The sequence below is a fragment of the Hymenobacter cellulosivorans genome (assembly GCF_022919135.1).
In the GTDB taxonomy this organism is placed as follows: Bacteria; Bacteroidota; Bacteroidia; order Cytophagales; family Hymenobacteraceae; genus Hymenobacter; species Hymenobacter cellulosivorans.
This window is the reverse complement of record NZ_CP095049.1, coordinates 1,457,145-1,477,785: the sequence shown is the minus strand read 5'-3', so window position 1 is coordinate 1,477,785 and position 20,641 is coordinate 1,457,145. Positions and strand designations below refer to the sequence as shown.

General features: G+C 61.0%; 17 protein-coding genes and 1 pseudogene. 15 read left to right on the top strand and 3 right to left on the bottom strand.

Annotation, left to right across the window (positions count from 1 at the left end; translation table 11 throughout):
- Window positions 1–208: 208 nt before the first annotated feature.
- The 8 genes and pseudogenes from MUN80_RS06360 to MUN80_RS06330 all read left to right on the top strand — a co-directional run bounded on the left by MUN80_RS06360 (window position 209) and on the right by MUN80_RS06330 (window position 9,448).
- Window positions 209–2,299, top strand: a complete 2,091-nt coding sequence (locus MUN80_RS06360; RefSeq protein WP_244721144.1) for a sigma-54-dependent Fis family transcriptional regulator — start codon at window positions 209–211, stop codon at window positions 2,297–2,299.
- A 127-nt stretch (window positions 2,300–2,426) separates the two neighbouring features.
- A pseudogene (locus MUN80_RS06355) lies at window positions 2,427–3,410 on the top strand (McrB family protein); the annotation flags it as partial.
- A gap of 129 nt (window positions 3,411–3,539) precedes the next feature.
- On the top strand, window positions 3,540–3,737 hold the full coding sequence (locus MUN80_RS26280) for a hypothetical protein (protein ID WP_511181485.1): 198 nt from the start codon (window positions 3,540–3,542) through the stop codon (window positions 3,735–3,737).
- A gap of 15 nt (window positions 3,738–3,752) precedes the next feature.
- On the top strand, window positions 3,753–4,784 hold the full coding sequence (locus tag MUN80_RS06350; protein ID WP_244721140.1) for a 5-methylcytosine restriction system specificity protein McrC: 1,032 nt from the start codon (window positions 3,753–3,755) through the stop codon (window positions 4,782–4,784).
- Window positions 4,785–5,141: 357 nt separating this feature from the next.
- The gene (locus MUN80_RS06345) at window positions 5,142–6,791 is read left to right on the top strand and encodes a TldD/PmbA family protein (protein ID WP_244721137.1); all 1,650 of its coding nucleotides are present in this window, start codon (window positions 5,142–5,144) and stop codon (window positions 6,789–6,791) included.
- A gap of 18 nt (window positions 6,792–6,809) precedes the next feature.
- Window positions 6,810–8,144, top strand: coding sequence for a TldD/PmbA family protein (locus tag MUN80_RS06340; RefSeq protein ID WP_244721134.1), 1,335 nt, complete (start codon window positions 6,810–6,812; stop codon window positions 8,142–8,144).
- Between the two features lie 81 nt (window positions 8,145–8,225).
- Entirely contained in the window at window positions 8,226–8,918 is a 693-nt protein-coding gene (locus tag MUN80_RS06335; RefSeq protein WP_244721131.1) for a hypothetical protein, read from the top strand.
- 143 nt (window positions 8,919–9,061) lie between these two features.
- Window positions 9,062–9,448, top strand: coding sequence for a hypothetical protein (locus MUN80_RS06330; protein ID WP_244721129.1), 387 nt, complete (start codon window positions 9,062–9,064; stop codon window positions 9,446–9,448).
- Window positions 9,449–9,526: 78 nt separating this feature from the next.
- On the opposite strand, the gene MUN80_RS06325 is transcribed toward MUN80_RS06330, so the two are convergent.
- Window positions 9,527–10,129 (bottom strand): porin family protein, encoded by a 603-nt coding sequence (locus MUN80_RS06325; RefSeq protein ID WP_244721126.1) that lies wholly within the window; start codon window positions 10,127–10,129, stop codon window positions 9,527–9,529.
- 66 nt (window positions 10,130–10,195) lie between these two features.
- The gene (locus MUN80_RS06320) at window positions 10,196–10,828 is read right to left on the bottom strand and encodes a porin family protein (RefSeq protein WP_244721123.1); all 633 of its coding nucleotides are present in this window, start codon (window positions 10,826–10,828) and stop codon (window positions 10,196–10,198) included.
- A 336-nt stretch (window positions 10,829–11,164) separates the two neighbouring features.
- On the opposite strand from MUN80_RS06320, the gene MUN80_RS06315 reads away from it, so the two are divergent.
- From MUN80_RS06315 to MUN80_RS06285, 7 genes are all read left to right on the top strand, one after another.
- Complete coding sequence (locus MUN80_RS06315; protein ID WP_244721115.1) at window positions 11,165–11,788, top strand: DUF4159 domain-containing protein; 624 nt, start codon at window positions 11,165–11,167, stop codon at window positions 11,786–11,788.
- Window positions 11,789–11,807: 19 nt separating this feature from the next.
- Window positions 11,808–12,599, top strand: coding sequence for a hypothetical protein (locus tag MUN80_RS06310; RefSeq protein WP_244721112.1), 792 nt, complete (start codon window positions 11,808–11,810; stop codon window positions 12,597–12,599).
- A gap of 64 nt (window positions 12,600–12,663) precedes the next feature.
- Window positions 12,664–13,641, top strand: coding sequence for an AAA family ATPase (locus MUN80_RS06305; RefSeq protein ID WP_244721106.1), 978 nt, complete (start codon window positions 12,664–12,666; stop codon window positions 13,639–13,641).
- A gap of 90 nt (window positions 13,642–13,731) precedes the next feature.
- Window positions 13,732–14,613 carry a DUF58 domain-containing protein gene (locus MUN80_RS06300; protein ID WP_244721103.1) on the top strand — a complete coding sequence of 294 codons (882 nt, stop codon included), beginning with the start codon at window positions 13,732–13,734 and terminating at the stop codon, window positions 14,611–14,613.
- A 69-nt stretch (window positions 14,614–14,682) separates the two neighbouring features.
- A complete protein-coding gene (locus MUN80_RS06295; RefSeq protein ID WP_244721100.1) occupies window positions 14,683–16,233 on the top strand; it encodes a BatA domain-containing protein in 1,551 nt (516 codons plus the stop codon).
- Window positions 16,230–18,464: a DUF4175 domain-containing protein gene (locus MUN80_RS06290; RefSeq protein WP_244721098.1), complete on the top strand. Its 2,235-nt coding sequence runs from the start codon at window positions 16,230–16,232 to the stop codon at window positions 18,462–18,464. Before MUN80_RS06295 ends, MUN80_RS06290 begins: the two co-directional genes overlap by 4 nt.
- 20 nt (window positions 18,465–18,484) lie before the next feature.
- Window positions 18,485–20,290, top strand: a complete 1,806-nt coding sequence (locus tag MUN80_RS06285) for a hypothetical protein (protein WP_244721096.1) — start codon at window positions 18,485–18,487, stop codon at window positions 20,288–20,290.
- Between the two features lie 6 nt (window positions 20,291–20,296).
- Here MUN80_RS06285 and MUN80_RS06280 read toward each other — a convergent pair whose 3' ends face one another.
- A complete protein-coding gene (locus tag MUN80_RS06280) occupies window positions 20,297–20,548 on the bottom strand; it encodes a hypothetical protein (protein WP_244721093.1) in 252 nt (83 codons plus the stop codon).
- Window positions 20,549–20,641: the final 93 nt, after the last annotated feature.

Here is a 20,641-nt window from a genome sequence, read left to right as displayed (position 1 = left end):
CAGCTTGTTGTTGCTCGCCCTTTACGAAACCTTGTGCCAACTGATTAAAAGCAAATTAATTTTCTATAGAAACGGCCTACCGAGCTTAAAAACGCAGATTATTTTTTTGGTCTACTAACGGCAAAACTATTGAAACCCAAGGCTGTTATCCTCATATATCAGGAAATCCTGAAATTAAATCCTGATATTTCAGGAAAATCACAGTGTTATGCCGAACCAGGATGAATCCTTATTGCTGTATCTGAACGAGGCTATTGCCACTACTCGGAGCAAGGAAAAGCTGTTTCAGATTGTCACGGAGAAGCTGCGGCTGATTTTTCCGTTCGACATGATTGCCGTAGTGACCTTTGATGCTGCCCACCAGTTCAAGCGTCTGTTTATGCGCAACTATCTCGGCGATGCCCCTTACGCAAAGCAAATGGAGCAAGCCTCGCCGGTAGCCGGTTCGCCAGCCGAGTTGTTTATCCGGGACCCGCGGGTGCAGGTAATAGATATCCGGGCCTTGACGCCTGACTACCCGGAATTTATGCCCTTTTTACTAATGCAGCAGCGCGGCATTCACTACACTACGTTTGTGCCTCTGCGCACCGGCGGGCAACTCATTGGCCTGCTTTCGATGGCAGCCCGGCGCCGGCCCGAGTTTACTCCGGACGACCTCACGCTGCTCGAAAAAATCGGCAGCCTGGTAGCCGTGGCCGTCAGCAATACCATGGCTTACGAGGAAGTGGCCCGGCGGGAACGGGAAAAGTCGTTGCAGCTGACGGTAAACAATGCCCTGCTCAGCCGCAAAGACCGCGCGGCGCTGTTTCTGACCGTCGCCGAGGAAATTGACCGGATTGTGGCCATTGACTACTTCGGCGTCCGGATTCGGCGGCCGGCCACGGGCACCCAGGGGTTTGTAGAGTTCTCCAAGCAGCCCGATGGCGCGTTTCTGCTCCTAGATGAAAGCCGCTGGGAAGGGGTGCCCGAGCGGGAGCAGATGCAGGCCGAAATCATCGGGGCCTTTTCTGAGCCGGTTATGTTTACCGGGCCCGAGTTTGAGCTGGCTGCCCGGCGCTACCGCATGCTACAGTACGCCATGGAAAAGAACGGCACCCGTTCGATGCTGGGCGTGCCGCTCTGGAATAAGGCTGAGCATGCCGCGGCCCTGGTGCTGGCGGCCCGCCGCCCCGATGCCTTTACCGCCGACGACTTAGCCCTGGTGATGAGCCTGGCCCCACAAATTACCCTGGCCATGCAAAACCTGTACGCCTTTGAGCAGATCGAGGCGCTGCGGGCCCAATTGGAGCGGGAGAAAACCTACCTCATCGACGAAATCAACACCACGGCCAAGTTTGAGGATTTCGTGGGCCAGAGCGCCATCATGCAGCAGGTCCAGACCCGCATCAGCCAGGTGGCGCCCACCGACACGACAGTACTGATTACGGGCGAAACTGGAACTGGCAAAGAGCTGGTAGCCCGGGCCTTGCACAACCTTTCGCCGCGCAAGGAACGGGCGCTGATTAAGCTTAACTGCGCCGCCCTGCCCGCCCAGCTAATTGAATCCGAACTCTTTGGGCACGAGAAAGGCGCCTTTACCGGGGCCCACGACCGGCGCATCGGCAAGTTTGAGCTGGCCGACGGTGGCACCATTTTCCTCGACGAAGTGGGCGAGTTGCCGCTCGATTTGCAGGCCAAGCTGCTGCGCGTGCTCCAGGAAAAAGAGTTTGAGCGGATTGGCGGACGGCGCGTCATTCATACCGACGTGCGCGTAATTGCCGCCACCAACCGGGTGCTGGAAGACGAAGTAGCCGCCGGCCGCTTCCGCGCCGACCTCTACTACCGCCTCAACGTGTTTCCCATTCGGCTGCCGGCCCTGCGGGAGCGGCCCGAGGACATTGAGCCGCTGATGCGCCATTTTCTGGAGCGGTTCACCAAGCAGATGGGCAAGCCCGTGCGCGGCCTGCGCGAGCGGGACCTGAGAGCCATGCAGCAATACGGCTGGCCGGGCAACGTGCGGGAGCTGGAACACGTGCTGGAACAGTCCGTTATTGTGAGCCAAGGGCCGTTTCTAGAGTTTGCGGGCTTCTCGGCGGCTGCGGCGCAGGCGGGGCCTTCCTTGTCGTTCTTGGAACAGAACCAGCCGCTCAAAACCCTTAAGGAACAAGAGCGGGACCATATATTGGCCGCCCTGAAGCGCACCGGCGGGCGGGTCAGCGGGCCCAACGGAGCGGCTGCTATTCTGGACATCAACGCCAAGACGCTGGAGGCCCGGATGAAGAAGCTCGGCATCCGCCGTGAGCATCAGGTGGCGGAATAGCGGCCTGTAAAAGGGAGTAACGCCAAGCCCCGACTGCGCGCCACTAGACCTCCTTGCACCGCTAATAAGCCTGCTACGGCCGAACCCGGCGTGCTTTGTTGGCGTTTTGCGTGTACTTTCCGACCTGATGCCCGACTCCGCCGCCCCGTTTACGCCTGCCCAGCTTACCCGTGACCATGTCTTGCGGGCTTTGCGCCAGATTGACCGGGAAAGCCAGCCGCTGCCGCCGAGCACCGTGTATGACTTGGTGTACAAAGGCCGGCGCTACCCGCCGCGGCCGGTGTTGCAGCTGGCTTTCCGCTTGGCCAGCGGGCAACCCGACGCTCTGCTGCCACTGTTGGCCGGCAACCCGACCAATACCCTGCTGGAGCGCCTCGACTTCACGGTCACGACCAAGCGGCCCATCCTGGCCAACTCGCCCCACGACGGCGACGTAGCCGCCCAGGAAGCCATGCAGGAGCTCTATATCGGTCCGGGGCGGGAAACGGTAACGCCGAAGCCGGCTCTGGAAACAGCTGCCACGGCCGCCGAGCCATTGGTGCCCTACGAGCTGCCGCCCGCCACGCCCTACGACCGGGACCAGGCGTTGCGGGAGCTGTTTATTTCGGCTGAAACCCTGGACCAGGCCCAGGCGGCACTGCAGCGGCGGCGCAACCTGATTCTGCAGGGCCCGCCCGGCACGGGCAAGACGTTTCTGGCCCGCCGCCTGGCTTGGCTAAGCCTGGGCAGTACCGATGTGGGCCGAATAGAGCTGGTGCAGTTTCACCCCAGCTACAGCTACGAAGACTTTATCCAGGGCTTCCGGCCCGACGCTACCGGCACGTTTCGGCTGGCTCCGGGCGTGTTGCTCGACATCTGCCGCCGGGCCGCTGCCAACCTCGCCAAGCCCTATTTTCTGCTGATTGATGAAATAAATCGGGGCAACGTGAGCCGGATTTTTGGCGAGCTGCTGCTCTTGCTCGAAGCCGATAAGCGTGGACCCGAGCACGCCGTACGCCTGCCCTACGCCCCGGCCGAAGCTGCCCGATTTTTTGTACCCGACAACCTCTTCGTCATCGGCACGATGAACACGGCCGACCGGTCGTTGGCCCCGCTGGATTATGCGTTGCGTCGCCGCTTCGCATTTTTGTCGTTGCAACCCGAGTTCGGGGCCCCGCTCCAGGAGTTTCTGACGAGCCAGCAGGTGCCACCTGCCGTTATCCGCCGCCTGGTGGCCCGGCTCACTGAGCTCAACCAAGCCATAACCGACGACCCCGAGCTAGGGCCCGATTTTCAGCTGGGCCACAGTTACTTTTGCCAGCCCCCGACGGACTCAGCTGCCGCTCCAGCCTGGCTCGACGCTATTCTAACCCAGGAAATTGCGCCCTTGCTGGATGAGTATTGGCTCGACCAGCCCGCTAAGGCAGCGGCTCACCGCAAAAAGCTGCTGCGGCCCTAGGGCTACCCGTTGGCCATGATTCCGATTCACAACCTGTATTACCTGCTGTGCTACGCCTGGAACCGCCTACCGGAGCAAGACGAGCTGCAGACCATCACCGCGGCTCCGTTTCATAAGCCGCTGGAACTGCTCACCCAGGTGCTGCTCACCGGCACGCGCCGCCTACTACGCCAGGGCCTGGAGCTAGCCTACACGGAGCAGGAAGAGGAATTGCCGGAGCTGCGGGGTCGTCTGCTGCTGGCCCCCAGCCTAAGCCGCGACTTGCTGCGGCGGGGCTGGGCTGTATGCGCCTACGACGAGCTGAGCGCCAATACCCCCTTCAACCAGCTCTTGCTCGGCGTGCTCGAACAGCTCGGCCGCACGCGTAGTCTGCCCGCCAGCCTGCGCCACGAGGTGGGGGCCGTACGGCGGCGGTTTCCGGCGGCCGTTACCCCCCTGGCCTGCACTACCCACACCCTGCGCCAGGTGCGGCGCCTACGCCTGAGTGGCCGGGAGGCTTTTTTGCTCAACATCTGCACCCTGCTTCACCACAGTGCCCTGCCTACGGCCGATGCCGCCGGAAGTGCCCGCTTCCGGGATTTCCGGCGCGACGAGCGGCTCATGGCCCAGTTGTTCGAAGCCTTCGTGCGCAACTTCTACCGCCACGAGCAGCGCCGCTTTCGGGTGTTGTCCGAAACCATTGCCTGGCAAGCCGAGGCCGAGCAAGCCACCGACATGGCCCTGCTGCCGGTGATGATAACCGACACCACGCTCGAAGCCCCGGACCGCAAAATCATCCTCGACACGAAGTACTACACGGCTGCCCTACGCCCGCGCTACGACCAGCAGAAGCTGATTTCACCTCACCTCTATCAGCTCTACGCCTACCTGCAAAACCAGCCCGCCGCGCCCGGCCAGCACCTGGAAGGCGTCCTGCTCTACCCCGCCGCCAAGCACGCGCTGGCGGCCCGCTATACCCTGGGCGGCCACCCGGTCCGCGTCGTCACCATCGACCTGAACCAGCCCTGGCCCGGCATTGCCGCCGATTTGCTGGCGCTGATTCGGTGAATGAGTGAGTTGAAAAGCGTGTCCTTTCGAGGCTGAAGGCCGAAGCTATCCGTCCTCTGAAATGTGCTGAGCCTCCTAATACGACAAGCCCTTTACTCCGGCCAGAATAAAGGGCTTGATGGTAAAGAGAGAAACTACCTTCGCCGAGGACGGATGGCTTCGGCCTTCAGCCTCGAAAGGACACATCTTGTGTATTAGCACATCAGCCGATTCTTACGCATTACACATTACCTTCCCCTGCTTCACCTTTTCTTCATTTCATGCAGCCCCGCCGCGTTGGTTTGGTCTATTGCAATTGAAATTCCCCGCTTTTCTGCTTAAACTGCCTTTCCCTTCTTCTATTTAAAACTCTACCCCTTGAAACGACGCGAATTTGTCGGGCTGACCAGCTTAGCGGCCGGCGCCCTGTTCCTGCCCAGTTTCCCCGGTTTCGGTGGCTCTCCGGTTGACCCGGAGCGGCTGCTGGAAGGCGTGGACCCCGCCCTAAAAAAGCGTCTGGCCGACGCGGCCCTGAACGCGGCCAAATCGGCGGGGGCCTCCTACGCCGACGTGCGCATCGGGCGCTACCTGAACCAGAGCATCTTCACCCGCGAAAAGCAGGTGCAGAACATTGCCAGCGGCGAGAGTTTCGGGGCCGGCGTGCGGGTGCTGGCCAACGGTACCTGGGGCTTCGCGGCCACCAATACCGTGACGGAAGCCGGCTTGGCCAAAGCCGCGCAGCTGGCCGTTTCTATTGCCAAGGCCAACTCCAAAGTACAGAAGGACAAGGTGAACCTGGCCCCGCAGAAAGGCTACGGCGAGGTAAGCTGGAAAACCCCGATTGTGCAAAACGCCTTCGAGGTGCCCATTGCCCAGAAAGTGGAGCTGATGCTGGCGGCCAACGCCAAAGCCCTCGACAATGGTGCTAGCTTCGTCAACTCGGCCCTGTTCCAGATTAACGAGCAGAAATACTTTGCCAGCACCGACGGCTCCTACATCGACCAGGACGTGCACCGCATCTGGCCCACGATTGGCGTAACGGCCGTGGACCGCAGCACCGGCAAATTCCGCACCCGGGAGGGCCTGAGCGCCCCCATGGGCCTGGGCTACGAGTACATGACGCCCAAGGCGGCTGATAAGATTGCTGGCCCCTCGGGCACGGGCCTGATTGGCTACAAAAACAGCTACGACATTCTGGAAGACGCCGCCCTGGCCGCTCAGCAGGCCAAAGGCAAGCTCACGGCCAAGTCGGTGACGCCGGGCAAATACGACATCGTACTCGACCCTAACCACCTGGGCCTGACCATCCACGAAAGCATCGGCCACGCCACCGAGCTGGACCGCGTGCTGGGCTACGAGGCCAACTACGCCGGTACCTCGTTTGCGACCCTGGAGTGGAAAAAGCAGAACAAGCCCTACGGCTCGAAGCTGGTCAACATCATTGCCGACAAAACCCAGCCCGGCTCCCTGGGCGCGGTGGGCTACGACGATGAAGGCGTAAAAACCAAGCAGTGGGACATCATCAAGGACGGCATGCTGGTAGACTACCAGAAAATCCGGGACCAGGCGGCCATTGTGGGCCAGAATGAGTCGGATGGCTGCTGCTACGCCCAGTCGTGGCAGGATGTGCAGTTCCAGCGCATGGCCAATATCAGCCTCAAGCCCGGCACCCAGAAGATGAGCGTCGACGACATGATTAAGAACGTGGACAAGGGCATCTACATTGCCGGCCGCGGCTCCTTCTCCATCGACCAGCAGCGCTACAACTTCCAGTTTGGCGGCACAGTGTACTACGCCATTGAGAAAGGCAAAATTGCCGGCATGCTCGAAGACGTGGCTTACCAGGCCAACACCCAGGAATTCTGGAACAGCTGCGCAGCCATCTGCGACGAGTCGGACTACCGCCTATTTGGCTCCTTCTTCGACGGCAAGGGCCAGCCGCCCCAGGTGTCGGCCGTGAGCCACGGCTCGGCTACCACCCGCTTCAACGGCGTCAACATCATCAACACGGCCCGCAAAATCGGCTAATCCACTGTCTATCATCTAATGGCAATACTATCCAAAGACGAAGCCCAGGCCATCCTGAAAAAGGTACTGAGCTTTAGCACGGCCAATGAGTGCGAGGCCACGCTGACGGGCGAGATAGGCGGCAACGTCCGCTCGGCCCGCAACGCCATCAGCACCGCCGGCGCCGTTGAAAACGTCCAGCTCATTGTTGAATCCCGGTTTGGCAAGCGCAGCGGTACGGCTACCTGCAACGAGTTCGACGACGCGACCCTGCGCCGTTGCGTGCAGCGGGCCGAGGAAATTGCGAAGCTGGCTCCCGAAAGCCCCGAGTACATGCCCCTGCTCGGGGCCCAGCAATACCTCGACGGCTCCAAGGCGTTTGCGCAGAACACGGCCAATATCACCCCCGACTACCGCGCCCAGCAAACGGCCGCCAGCCTGCAGCTTTGCGAGAAGCGCAAGCTTTCCTCGGCGGGCTTTCTGGTCGACAGCACCAACTTCGTAGCCAAGCGCAACAGCAAAGGCCTGGAAGCCTATCAGGCCGGCACCAACCTGGAGTACTCCGTGACGGTGCGCACCCCCGACGGCACCGGCTCGGGTTACGCCACGGCCGATTACAACGACATCAGCAAGTTCGACGCGGGCCGCCTGACCCAGATTGCGGCCGACAAAGCCTCGGGCTCGATGAACGCCAAGGCCATTGAGCCCGGCAAATACACCGTGATTCTGGAGCCCGCTGCGCTGGTAGCCAACACCGACGCCTCCCTGCTGCAGGCCCTGATGAGCGCCATGGATGCCCGTTCGGCCGACGAAGGCCGCAGCTTCCTGAGCAAGAAGGGCGGCGGCAACAAGAAAGGCGAAAAGCTGTTCGACGAGCGGGTAACCATCTACTCCGACCCCACCAACGCCGACATTCCCGACCGGATATTCGCCAACGACGGCCGGCCGCAGAAGAAGGTGACCTGGATTGAGAAAGGCGTGGTGAAGAATCTTTACACCTCCCGCTTCTGGGCTCAGAAAGCGGGTATTCCCGACATCCCACCGCCCGGCGGCTGGATTATGGAAGGGGGTACTCAGAGCGTACAGGACATGATTAAGGGCACCGCCAAGGGCATCCTGGTAACCCGCCTGTGGTACATCCGCCCCGTCGATCCGCAGACGCTGCTTTACACCGGCCTGACCCGCGACGGAACCTTCTACATCGAGAACGGCAAAATCAAGCACCCGGTGAAGAACTTCCGCTTCAACGAAAGCCCCATCATCATGCTCAACAACCTGGAAGCCATTGGCAAACCCCAGCGCGTAGGCGGCAATATGGTGCCCCCGCTGAAAATCCGGGACTTCACCTTCACCAGCCTCTCCGACGCGGTATAAGCCTAGGTTTATCTTCCGTACTTGCCGGCTTCCTCCAACTCGGGGGAAGCCGTTTTTTGTGTCTTTTCCACTTGTGCCCGCATGAAGCATTTTTTCTACGCTGCTACTTTTCTTCTGCCTTTTGGCGCTGCTGCCCAGCAGGCGCCCCCACCCGCCTCAGCCCCGACCGTTACGGCGGCCGATACGGCGGTGTACCGCTACAACCGCTATATATCCTTTATGCCTGGCACCCTGCGCCTAATGGATGGCAGCACCGTACCAGCCTACGTGCCCGTTCCCACCGTGTACCCTGGCATCGATTACACCTTTATCTACTACCTGGGATATCCCAAAAGCAAGCCTAAGCCGGCTAAAAAGGAAATGCAGGTAGCTCAATTACAAAGCATGACTGCTGGCAGCCACTACTTTGAACCTATGCGGGTGCCCGGCGAGAAGAAAATAAAGATTCTAGCTGAGCGTTTCGTCAATGGGCCGGTGGAGGTCTTTCTACAGGCCGAAGCACAGCGCGTACCGGTGCCCATTCCAGTAGCAGGAGCTATACTGCACACGGCCGTGCCTTATACTAACAGCCACTTTTTTGTCCGTCGCAACGGTCTATTAATGCAAGTAGATCGGAGTTCCTTCAAGGACGTGATGAGCCAGTATCTGCAGGATTATCCGGCACTAGCAACCAAGGTGCGGGCAGGCGAAAAAGACTATCATTACCGCAATCTGATAGCCATCATTACGGAGTTCAACGCCCACCTTAGCAGCACGCCGACGCAAGGCCAGTAAGTGCAGAGATGCGGATCCGGCGAGCCTATCCTGGTTTTGGAGCTGGGAATGCAACCATTGCGGGGGCAGCCAGCTCTTCTTTTTGCTCTGGCAGGTTGCCGGCGGGCCTATACGCCTACTTTTCTACGTGTTCCTTCTTTACCATGCGCTTAACTATTACTCAAAACTGGTTGGTTGTAAGCTTGGCAGCAAGCCTCGGTCTGCTGAGCAGCTGTACAGAAAAAAGCACAATTGCCCCCGAAGCTCAGTGCGGCACGCAAGCCACGGTGCGCCTCTGCCCTGGCAATACCCTGATCTGCCCCACCGAGCACACCACCCTGGAGCTGGCCGATGGTACCCGGCTGCGCCCTAGCGGTTCGCTCTGGACAGCTTACCTACCCAAGCAGGTGGAGGGACAGGTAATATGCATTGGGTATAAGCTCGGGGCTGCCACGCAGAAGTATGAAGTAGGAAATTTTTACGCTGAAATTACGTGCCTGCAGGATGCATCTCAATGTGGCACTACTGCGCCGGCCAACGGTGGCCGGTAGCAAAAAGAGCCTGTATGCAACCAAAAAGCCCCGTATTCCGGCCGGAATACGGGGCTTTTTTGAGCTTAGTGATTATGCTTATTTCTTGCCGAACAAGTAGCCTACCGAGCCCTGAATAACCCGGTTGTGCAGGCCACCAAAGCCGAAACGCTTCCGGAAGGAACGTTCCGCCTCATCGTTGTTGATGTCGGACAGGCCGTAGTTTAGGCGCAGGTCTACCACGAAGCCGCTGGGCGTTTCGACCCCGATACCCCCAACGACGCCGGCCTCCACCGATTTGTAAGTGCCTTTGCTGGAACCCAGCAGCAAGCCCAGCTGCGGGCCCACATTCACGTAGAACCTGCCACCGATGTACTGACGCAGCAGCACGGGCACGTTCAGATAATAGATTTTGTACGCCTCGGTAGTACCGTTGGAGCGCTCCAAGTCGGCACCCTGCCCGCTGATGAGGGCTTCGAGCTGCACGGTGAAGTGCTGCTTGGTGGGCGCTAGGCGCAGCATAGGCCCGGCCACCAAGTCGGTGCGGAATTTCGAGGTGGCGTTGAGGGCCCCGTCGAGGGTGGCTACCGATACGCCGGCTTTCAAGCCTAGCTTGGTGCCTTCCCCGGCTTGGGCAGCGGCAGGCAGAACCCTGGCGAAACTCAGCGCGCATACACTTAAAAAGAGTACGTTTTTGGTCATATAGCGAGGAATATAAACGCGGCAAAGCACGATTATTCCCCACTCTAAACCTAGCCCGCTAGAACTTTAGTTACCGTCGGGTAGCTGGAAGCTGGCGTACACCTGGAACACGCGGTTCTTGAGCTCCGGGTCGTTCACGCCCTGCACCGACTTGACATTGTTGATATCACTGAGGCCGGCGTTAAAGCGGGCACCCACGGCAAAGCCCAAGGGCAATTTCACGCCTGCCCCCACGGCAAAGCCCAGGTCAAACTTCTTGTAGTCGTTCCAGGAGCTACGGTCGTCGGTAGCAATGACAGCTCCGTTGTTACCATCCTGGCTGATGACCATCACGCCGTTTTCCCGGGCCTTGAGCAGAAAGCCCACCTGCGGGCCGGCCTCGGCGTACACCGGGCCGATTTCTACTTTGGCTAGCACCGGCAAATTGAGGTAGTGCAGCTTGGAGCGGTAGTTTACCAGGTCCGACTTGCGCTCCGTGCCCTGCAAAGAATACAGCAGCTCGGGCTGAATAGACAGAATCGGGTCCAGCACCTGCATTTCGTAAAAAATACCAGCGTGGTACGAGGTCTGGTAGGTAGCGTTGGTGCCCACTGAGCCCTGGAGCACGGCCGCGTTGATACCGCCCTTCACGCCGAGCTGGGCGTGGGCCGGAACCCAGAAAACAATGCTAAAAAGGAGTAAAGCGGCAATTCGTTTCATAGCAGTAGGAGCGAAAAAAAGTGAGTTGATAGCAGTAAGAGCCCTAACGGCTGGCTTACCCCTATTCGTACGCACATTTTTTCCGGAAAGCTGCGGCCGAGTCCGTTTTTAGAGGCTTTGTGCCGGAGCCCCGACACCTGAAGCAGCAGGCTGGCGGGCAAGCCAGCGGAAGTTGCTCGTGCGTATTTGCGTAAGGACAACTTCCACTGGGAAGCGGCGACAGATAGGTTTGGACCGGACTGCCTCGTACTTTCGGTCGGACTCCGAGCCACCTTGGGACGGAGCTGGTGTCTTTGCTCCGTTGTTCTTTCGCCGCCTCGCCTTTCTTACCGCCGCATGCCCGTTCCGTTTACCTTCGTGCGCCTCCAGTACCGCTCCGGCGACTGGGACGGCGTCGACGAAAGAATGCCCGCCAACCTGCTCCATTCCCTGATTCAGTACACCACGGTGCCCGTCAATCAGAAGGAAAAGGCCGTGGCATTGGATAGCCCCGACATATTTAACTACCCGTTTTGCTACCTCTCGGGGCACCGGCTGGTGCAGTTTTCGGCGGCCGAGAAAAAAAACTTCATTCAGTACGTGCGCAATGGCGGCTTCGTGTTCGTCGACGACTGCAACCACGACATCGATGGGCTGTTTGCGCGCTCCTTCGAGGAGCAGATGCGGCAGTGTTTCGGGGCCGGGGCCCTGAAGAAGATTGCCAAGAACCACCCCATCTACTCGCAGTTCTTCAAGTTTCCGGAAGGCCCGCCGCCCACTTCCTTCGAGCTCAATGGCTGGGGCGACGACCTGGTGCACGACTACCTCAAGGGCATCGAAATCGGGGGCAAGCTGCGGGTGCTTTACTCCAACAAAGACTACGGCTGCGAGTGGGACTACGACTTTCGCAACAAGCGTTTCCTGGCCGAAGACAATACCAAGTTCGGGGTCAATATCCTGCTCTACGCCCTGACGGCGTAACCCCTAATAGTAGCGAGTTATGCAGCCATTTCTGTTGGCGTTTGTCGATACTCCAGCCTTTGAATTCATCATGTGGCTGCTGCTGATTGGGGCAGTCATTGGGGCAATAGCGGCGCTTGTGGTCTTTTTCCTGGGTGCGCGCTTCGCCCTTCAGCGCGGGCGGCAACTACGGGCGGCCGAAACCTGGCCGCAACGCTTCCGCGCCGCCACCCCGTTGCTAGTGCTGGTTTTTGTCGTTGGTAGTTGGCTGTTATATAGCCGCATTGCCACCCATTATCAAGCCAGGCGGCTAGCCGAGCAGCGAGTTATAGCGCAGCAAAGAGTCGATTCCTTGCGCTCTGCCGTAATCGGAACCTACAGGCTGGCCGATTCTACGCACACAACCAGATTGGCAGCAACCTCCCGGCGTGGGCCGGCCCAACCGAGCGGGCATACCGTAGCCGACACTGCTGTTATTGCTGCTGAAGCAGTATTGCCTTTCGTTGAGCTGGTGGTGCGGGCCGACAGCACCTTTCACTATACCAGCAACATAGTTGGGGATGCCACTGGCGCAACCCAACAGGGCCGCTGGAAAGTAGAATGCAGCCTTTGCTATGGAACACCGGATGGTTTTACCACCCGCATCAACTTTTATGAGCCGAATTTCTACACGATAAATCCGTATATCGGCCGCTATGAAACCAGCAACACACTAGTTTCATTTTATGAAAAAAGGGACCTCCGCTTCATGGGCAGCTGCAAGCAGCGGGGGCGTTCCGCCTGGCTTCAGTTAAAAAAAGTTAGCCCTAAAGCTGCTTCTGCCGCCCTTTGAAGCAACCATTGCCCCACAACCTTTTCTTTCAGGCACACTATCTCCCTTCTCTATTCTGCTTTCCGTGACCGAACAAGACGTACGAACCCTACTGGCCAAGCTGCCGCCGCTGCGCGAGGAAATCGGCAAAATCATCGTGGGTCAGCAGCAGGTGCTGGATGAAGTGCTGGTGGCGCTGCTGGCCGGCGGCCACGCCCTGCTGGAAGGCGTGCCGGGCCTGGCCAAAACCTTGCTCGTGCGCACCCTGGCCTCGGCCACCGACCTGCCCTTCCGCCGCATCCAGTTCACGCCGGATTTGATGCCGACCGACATTTTGGGCACCGAGGTGCTGGAGGAAGACCACGGCACTGGGCACCGGTCCTTCAAGTTCAACCAGGGCCCCATCTTCGCCAGTCTGGTCTTGGCCGACGAAATCAACCGGACGCCGCCCAAAACCCAGGCCGCCCTGCTCGAAGCCATGCAAGAGGGCCACGTGACCTACGCCGGCCAGGAACATGCGCTGCCCAAGCCGTTTTTCCTGCTGGCCACCCAGAACCCTATCGAGCAAAGCGGCACCTACCCGTTGCCCGAAGCCCAACTCGACCGGTTTTTGCTTTACATCCGCATTGGTTACCCCACCGAGCAGGAAGAGTTAGCTGTGCTCAGCGGCACCACCGGCTCAGCCCGGGCCGAGGTAAAGGCCGTGCTGGGCGGTGAGGATATCCGCCAGCTCCAGCAGCTGGTGCGGCAGGTAAGCCTGAGCCCCGAGTTGCTCGACTTCGTGAACCGCCTAGTGCGCGCTACCCGGCCGGCTACCTCCACGGTGAAGTTTATTCAGGAATATGGCCGCTGGGGCGCGGGCCCAAGAGCCGGCCAAGCCCTGATTTTGTGCGCCAAAGCCCGGGCCTTGCTTCAAGGCCGCTTTGCCGCCACCCTGGACGACATCCGGACCTTGGCCCCGCCGGTACTGCGCCACCGCGTGCTGCTCAACTTCAACGCCGAAGCCGAAAACCTCACCCCCGATGATGCCGTGGCGGCTTTGCTGAAGGATGTGGCGGTTTAGTTGTCAGTAAGTAGTTGTCCGTTGTTAGGTCGTGCTGAGGCCTTTCGAACCCACAACTAACAACTGACAACTAACAACGAATAACTAAAAATGCTGACTCCCGAACTCCTCCATGCGCTGCGTAACCTGCCGCTGGCTGCCAAACAGGCAGCCGAGGGCTTTTTGGCGGGCCAGCACCTGAGTCGGCGGCGCGGGGCGGGCATGGAATTCAGCCAGTACCGCCCCTACCAGCCCGGCGACGACCTGCGCCGCCTCGACTGGCGTCTGGCAGCCCGCTCCGACCGGTACTACATCCGCGAATCGGAAGTGGATACCAGCCTGACCGTGCACCTGCTGCTCGATGCCAGCGCCTCGATGAATCACCGCGACGACAACGGCCTGACCAAGCTAGATTATGGCCGGCTGTTGCTGGCAGCGCTGGCTTATCTGGCCCAAAACCAGGGCGACGCGGTGAGTTTGAGCATTCTGCACCCCGAGGGGCTGGTGCACCTGCCGGCCCGGGCCGACGCCCGCCAGTTGCCCCGCCTCTACCAGGCCCTGCAGAATACGACCGGTGCCGGCCGCTTCCCTGAGGCGGGCCAGCTGGCCCCGTTGCTGGCCCGGCGGCAGCGTGCCCTGACCGTGTGCGTGAGTGACTTGTACGAGGAGCAAAGCGAAATAAACGCCCTCCTGACCCGCCTGCGCACGGTGGCCGGCGAAGTACTGCTACTGCACTTGATGGCCGGCAACGAGCTGGCTTTCAGCTACCGGGGCGCCGTAACGTTTGAAGACCTGGAAACCGGCCAAACCCTGCAGCTCAACGCCGAAGACCAGCGCCGTCACTACCAGGAGCAGTTGCAGCAGTGGCTGCGCACCACCGCCCACACCGCCCGCCGCCAGGGCTTCGACTACTTCCAGCTTAGCACCGCCGAGCCGCTGGATGGGGCCCTGCGGGAATTTTTGCGTCGCCGCCAAGCCACTTCCGGGCATTAAGCCGTGTCTTTGTGCCGCCGGTCTGCCCCGGGCTCTACTCTGACTTTCGATTTTTAACTATTCGCCGCGTTGCTCACCTTTCTTGCTCCTTCCGGTTTGCTGGCGTTGCTGGGCGTAGCGGTTCCCATAGCCATTCACCTGTGGAACCGTCGGCCGGGGCGCACGGTGCAGGTAGGCAGTATCCGGTGGCTCGATGCGGCTGCCAACCGCCGCCTGCGTAACCTTAGGCTAGAGCAAGTGGCCCTGCTGTTGCTGCGGCTGTTGGTAGTTGTGGTCTTGGCTTTGGCCCTGACCAACCCCGTGTGGCGGCAGCCGCCCCCACCCCGCCGCGGCCAGGTGTTTGTCAGCCCCGATCTGCTGGCGTCGGAGTCAATGGCAGCCGTGCGCCCCACGATTGACTCGCTGCGCCGCCGGGGGTTTGTGCTGCGGCAGCTTGGCCCGCGCTTCCCCCGGGTTTCGGATACGGTTTGGCAACAGCTGGCCACCCAGCCCGCGGCTGCTCCGGCCGCGGCCCGCTACTCGTTCTGGCCCCGCGTGCAGCAGGCCGCCGACTCCTTTCCCGGCCAGCCTCTCTACGTGTATACTTCCGCCGCGCTGCGGCATTTCCAGGGCCACCGTCCGGCTTTGCCCGCGGCCGTGCGTTGGCAAACCGTGCCCCTGCCTACTCCCGAAACGGCGTGGCTGCGCGGAGCCAGCTTGGCCGCTCCCGACAGTTTGCGCCTGCTCGTGAGCCGGAGTACAGAAGATGCCGTGTATACTACATCCGTTACCGTACCCCGCCCGACCCAGGCCGACGCGCCCCTGCCCCGCGTACCGGGGTTGCCGCCGCTGCGCTACACGTCGGCCGCTGGGCAGAGCTTTATCCAGCCTGAAGGACCGGACTCGGCGCGAATTCCAGTAGTCACGGAGCCGCTGCGCGTGTGGCTGTACCACGATGCCAGCCACGCCCTGGATGCCCGCTACCTGGCGGCGGCGCTGCGAGCAGCATCTTTGGGCCTCATGCCCCGGCTGGAGCTGACCGTAGCCGCCCGTCCACCCCAGACCGGCACTTCGTTGAGCTGGCTTTTTTGGCTGACCGATGCGCCGGTGCCCGAGGCCTGGCAGCAACAGATTCCGCGGGGGCTCCAGCTGTGGCAGGACGCCCGGCCGGCTAGTGTCACCCAACCGACCACCTTTACCGTAGTACCGTACCCGGCCAGCTATGTTGTAACTCGCCTCGATACTGTGGCCGGAGCGCAGGGCACGACTATGCTCTGGCAAGCTGCCAACGGCCGACCGGTGCTGAGTCGCCAGGCCTCGGGGCAGGGCGCCGCGTATCGGCTGCACACGCGCCTGCACCCTGCTTGGAGCCAGCTAGCCGACAGCCCTGAGTTACCCTTGCTCTTCCTCGACCTGCTACAGCCCACCTCCCCTACTACCCCCGCCCCGCTCGACCAACGCCAGTTGGCTGCCAGCCAGATTGCCGGCACGGTAGCAGCAATAAACAATACCAGCAACCACGCCAGCGCACCCACTGACACGGATTTACGCATCTGGCTGGTTGTGGCGGCGGCACTATTCTGGGGGCTGGAACGCATGGTGGCCGGCCGTACTTTCGCTGCTAAAGAGCCGACTGCATGAGCACCGTCACGAACCAGACTACTTCCAGCCCGGGCCTGCTCCGTCAGATTCAGCGGGCCTACCACGGGCGCCGCACGGCTACGGTAGTGCTGCCGACAGTAGCTTTTATTGGTTTGCTGGGCGGGCTGGCGGAGCGCTTCCCGAGCAGCCGGCTGCTGCTGAGTGGCCTTGGCTTAGCCATTCTAGCTTTCAGCGCTTGGCGGCTGTGGCTGATTTGGCGCCAACCCCTAGGGGCCACCGCTCAGCGGCTTGACCGGCAGTTTGCGGAGTTGGAAGACAGCACTGGCTTACTGTTGCGCCCCGATGGGGAGCTAAACCTGCTTGAGCAACTGCAGCGGCAGCATATAACTACCCGGCTAAAGCAATTGCAACAGCAGAAGCAGGCGCTGCTGCCCGTTTCCTATACGCCGGCGCTGGCAGTTACCGCTGCGGCGCTGATGGCCTTGCTGGGCCTAAAGTTCTGGCCGCAGCCGGCCGCGTCCGTAGCCAGTCCAGGCCCGAATGTGGCGTTGCATTTCCCGGCAAATCCCGGCAAAGCGGCTGCGTCTGTGCCGGCCCGCCTTACCGAAACGCACATTCAGATTGCGCCGCCGGCCTACACCCGCCGCCCCGGCTTTACTGCCGCTGAGCCCTCCTTCCGCTGCCCCCAGGGCTCCCGGGTGCAATGGACGGTGCGCGTATCGCGCGCGGCGGGCGGGGCACCGCAGCTCGAAGTTGGGGGCCAGCGCCTGCGGTTTCAGCCGGTAGTGGGTCAGCCGCTTGAGTTTACGGTGGCGCACGTCTTTACCACCTCTACGCTGTACCGCATCCGTTTTGCCGGCCAGGTCTCCGATGATTATGCCGTGGAAGTACAGCCTGACCGGGGCCCCGCTATTCAGATCCGCACGCCGAAACCCTACACGCTGGTTGAGTTTGGGCAAAAGCCGCAGGTAAATGTGCAGGTGGCGCTCAGCGACGATTATGGCCTGACCCGCGCCCGCCTGGTGGCCACCGTAGCTCAGGGTCAGGGCGAGGCAGTGAAGTTTAAGGAAGTAGCCACCGACCTAAGCAGCGGCCTGCGTAAACAGCCCAACCAGGCCAGCCTGAGCCACCTGCTCGGCCTGCCCGCCTTGGGCCTAACTTACGGCGACGAGGTGTATTTCTACGTGCAGGCCTGGGACAACAACCGCCACAGCACCCGCTCCGACACGTACCTGGTGCAGTGGGAAGATACCACCGTGGACGACTCCGGCTCCGACATGGCCATGGGCGTCAACGTGGTGCCGGCCTATTTTCGCAGCCAGCGTCAGGTTATTATTGATACTGAAAAGCTACTGGCTGAACGGAAACAGCTCGATGCCAGCTCCTTCACCACCCGCTCCAACGACCTGGGCCACGACCAGAAAGTGCTTCGCCTGCGCTACGGCAAGTTTCTGGGCGAAGAGTTTGAAGAAAGCTTCGGGCAAAGCGCCACCCGCCCGCCCGTAGCCGAACCTGACGATGACCATGCCGGTGAAGCGCCCCACGCCGAAGGCGAAGAAGTCGGTCATGAGCATGAGCACGGCACCGCCCCGGCTGCCGACGCCTCTCCCACGGCCGAGTCGGCAGCCCTGCTCGACCCCTACGTACACCACCACGACGACTCCGAAACCGCCGACTTTCTGGAACCCGCTGTAAAAGCCAAGCTCCGTGGCGTACTCAGCCAAATGTGGGAAGCCGAGCTGCGCCTGCGCACTGCCCGTCCCGCCGAAGCCCTGCCCTACGAGTACCGCGCGCTGCGTCTGCTCAAGCAAGTACAGCAGCAAACCCGCCTCTACGTGCGCAAATCTGGCTTCGAGCCACCCGTCATTCCCGAATCGACCACCCGGCTCAGCGGGGAGCTGCAGGGCGCATCTACTCCCAAGCTGCAAGCCCAGCTGCCCGCCCCCGCTACGCAGCCTACCATTCAGGCGGCACTACGGCTGCTCTCGACCCTGCGCCAAGGGACGGCCGTGAAGCCGGCCGAGGCTGTAATTCTGGAGCAAGCTAGCCCAGCCGCAGCCCAGGCAGCCCTGCGCAACCCCGGCCGCTACTTATCGGCCGTGCGCCACTTGCGGCGGCTGGCCACCGAAATTCGGGGGGAGCTGCCCCGTGCCAACCCTGCATTGCCACCGTCGAATCGGCCCTTACGGACCTGCTTTCGCCGCCGCCCGCGGCTCCCGGCCGCCCGCTCGGGCCCGACCGGCTGGCCCGGCGCTATTTCCAGGAGCTAAGCCGGTAGTTTGTCCTTCCTATGTCGCAATCCGCCCCATACTATCTGTTGTTGCTTTTCTGTCTGCTGCTGGCCTTGGGTCTGACCGTTGCCGCGCTGCGCCGGCCCAACCGTCAGCGGCTGTTTCTGCGTCTGGGCGCGGGCTGGCTGGCCGTACTAGGCTTGTGGGCTACTGCCTATCCGCCCCGGCATAGTGTGCCGGCGGCTCGCCAGGAAGCGGTGCTGCTCACACCCGGCTACCAGCCCGATAGTCTGCAGCAAGTAGTGCGCCTCCTGGGCCCGGCTACCAAAGTGTGGCGCCTGGGCTTCGTTACGGCTTCGGATACGCCCACGCTGCCCAGCTTGCAGCTCCTGCAGGAACAACATCCTGGCCTGCGTCGCCTTCACGTGCTGGGCCGAGGTATTCCGCCGGAGGAACTGTCGAATCTGGGCCCGCTGAAGCTGGTGTTGCACGGTAGCCAGCCCTTCACAGGCTTTCAGCAGGCTGTATGGAACCGCTACCTGGCGCTTGGCCAACCGCTGCGGGTAGCCGGTACATTTGCGGCCCACTTACCTGCCGCTTCGCCCGTGTGGGTTAGCCTGCACGGTGCCGGCCGCCCCACCGATTCGGTACTGCTCAAAACGGGGCAAGGTCCTTTCCAACTGCGGGTATTGCCCAAAGTCGCCGGCCCTGTGGTATACCAGCTTCGGGCTCGCCGCGCCGGCAAGCTAGTAGCTACTGAGCCCGTACCCCTGACAATAACCACTCCCCAGCCCTTGCACCTGCTGCTTCTGAGCAGCACCGCGTCGTTTGAGTTTAAGTTTTTGAAAAACTACCTCGGCACCCAGCAACACCGCGTGGCCCTCCGCACGGGTATTAGCAGGGGCCTGCTCCAAACTGAGTTTCTGAACCAGCCCGCCCACGACCTAAGCCGGCTTACCAGTCCCACCCTGGCCCGCTACGATGCCATTGTGGTCGATGCCGCCGTGCTCGGGTCCCTTTCCTCCAGTGAAACTCTATCCTTGGCGGCTGCAGTACGCACGACGGGCCTCGGCCTGCTGGTATTGGCCGATGCGGCAGCCCTTCCCCGGGCCTTGCCTGCCCGCGCCAGCTTTACCGTACTACCCCGCCCCGCCGGTAGCACCGACCGGCCCCAGCCCATCCAGTGGCCGGATGCTGCCGCGCCGGCTACTGCCCTATTGCCGGCTACGCTTCGCCTGAGTGCCACTGCCCGGACTTTAGTGACCGACCAGCAACAACGACCGGTGGTAGCTGCCCAGCGCCTGGGCTTGGGCTCGGTTACGGTATCGGTGTTGGCCCAAACGTTTCCTTGGGCCTTGCAAGGCTCTACGGCTACATACGCCAGCTTCTGGAGCGAATTGCTGCAGGCGACAACCCGCCCCCGGCCACCGCAGGCCCAGTGGCAGTTGCTAACCACCTGGCCCCGCCCCGATCAACCAACGCAGCTACGACTAACGTCCTCTTCCTTCCCGGTTACGTTCCCTGAGGTTTCTGGCCCGCCTCCAACTGCTACAACGGTATTGTCCCTAGAGCAGCAGGCAGCACTACCCGAGTGGAAAATCGGACAATTTTGGCCCCGCACGGCGGGTTGGCATGCATTGCGCCTGCCAACCCAACCAGTCTTTTCTTTCTACGTGTTTGGCCCACACGATTGGTTAGGACCAGAAATAGCATTGCGTCAGCAAGCGGCAGCCCGTTTCCGCACGACTCTACCCGTCGCGGTTGCCGACACAGGAGTCGTGGTTTGGGAGTCATACCCGGCCTTGTGGTTTTTCGTAGTGTTTGCGTTGGGCGCGGGCTTCCTATGGCTTGAAGAAAAGCTCTAACAGACTTTAGTAGCGGATATCTGGGTGCCCGTTTAGCAAGGTGTCTTCTGCATCACCTACCAAATATTCGCCCACGGCCAACACCCGGGCTGGGGAGGACGAAAGCTCAGCTTCCTGTGAGGCCAAAGCCGAAGCAGGTGCACCACTTACCTTCATTTCTTCCGGGTCGGAGAAAGAGGAGGGCGAAGGATTGGGAAGGATAGACTTGGGCAAAGCGGATAACAATAGCTTGAGAAAATGCAGCCACAAATATTGCATTAAAATAATTAAATATTTAATCTATTAAGTATTATAATTTGCGCTAACTCCCTGACAAACAGAAACGGCCCGACTCTCCAGCTGGAGAATCGG